2 protein-coding genes are annotated in these 871 nt (G+C 61.7%); both read right to left on the minus strand.

Annotation, left to right across the window (positions count from 1 at the left end):
* Window positions 1–240: 240 nt before the first annotated feature.
* The gene (locus ACZBJS_RS42605) at window positions 241–432 is read right to left on the minus strand and encodes a hypothetical protein (protein WP_172646835.1); all 192 of its coding nucleotides are present in this window, start codon (window positions 430–432) and stop codon (window positions 241–243) included.
* Window positions 433–528: 96 nt separating this feature from the next.
* On the minus strand, window positions 529–753 hold the full coding sequence (locus tag ACZBJS_RS42610) for a hypothetical protein (RefSeq protein WP_316399540.1): 225 nt from the start codon (window positions 751–753) through the stop codon (window positions 529–531).
* Between the last annotated feature and the right edge of the window lie 118 nt (window positions 754–871).

Raw genomic sequence — 871 nt, forward strand, 5'->3', positions numbered from 1 at the left:
GAATCAAAGCGCCAGTGAGAGAATCATACAACATGCTGCAGAGACGCCACTTCTTGCTGCACCGAGTCAATCTGTCGCGCCCCAAAACCGTGTAGACACGCTAGTGCGAAACCAGGGACCCATAACCACAGACGATCATCGTGAAAGACAATGGAACGACGAATCCCGTTCACGACATCCGCCGCGGGTTATGGGTCCCGGCCTTCGCCGGGACGACGGCGGAATATGCTCGCCTTGCGTCTAACCCGATCGCTTGTTGCTGGTGTTCTGGGTCAGATTACCGTGCGCGGCCTGCTCGCGGATGTTGTGCTTCTCGTCGTCGCGATGCCCCTTGGTGGTGTCGATGGGAACGCTCGGGGTGCTGCCGGGGCCCTTGTGGCTCTTGTTGTCGTCGGGAACGGGCTGGATGGTCTTTGTCTTTGGTTTCGTCATCATCGTCTCCGTTACGCATGGAGACAACGCGGCCGGGACGGACGGCGTTCCCGGAATGTGCTTCACGTTTCTGGAGATGTGGCTTCACAGCTGATCCTACAGCTTCTCCTGCTGCGCGGGCTGTGACTGCGGCTGCTGCTGGCGCTGCTGCTTGGCGTGATGGCGGCCGTAGAGGCAACCGGCGGCGGCGCCGAGCATGCCGTGATGGCCGGCATAATGACCGGCGACGCCGCCGACGATCGCGCCCTTGATGCAACCCTTGGCGTCGGCAGGCGACGCCAAGGCGAGCGCGCTGACGGCAATGACGGACGCGAGAACAATCGATTTCGTCGTTCGTGAAGAACTGGCGCCGGCGCCCGGCTTAAGCGGTGTTTCGAGCCGGGACGGTCTCGAAGAAGGCTCGGATGATGACACGCAAGAGCTCTGCGAGCCATCGCAG

The sequence above is a fragment of the Bradyrhizobium sp. KZN70725 genome, assembly GCF_055264925.1.

Excerpts from the sequence above, each read along its gene's own strand:
- ACZBJS_RS42605 (WP_172646835.1), bottom strand. The coding sequence starts at position 432 with ATGACGAAACCAAAGACAAAGACCATCCAGCCCGTTCCCGACGACAAC.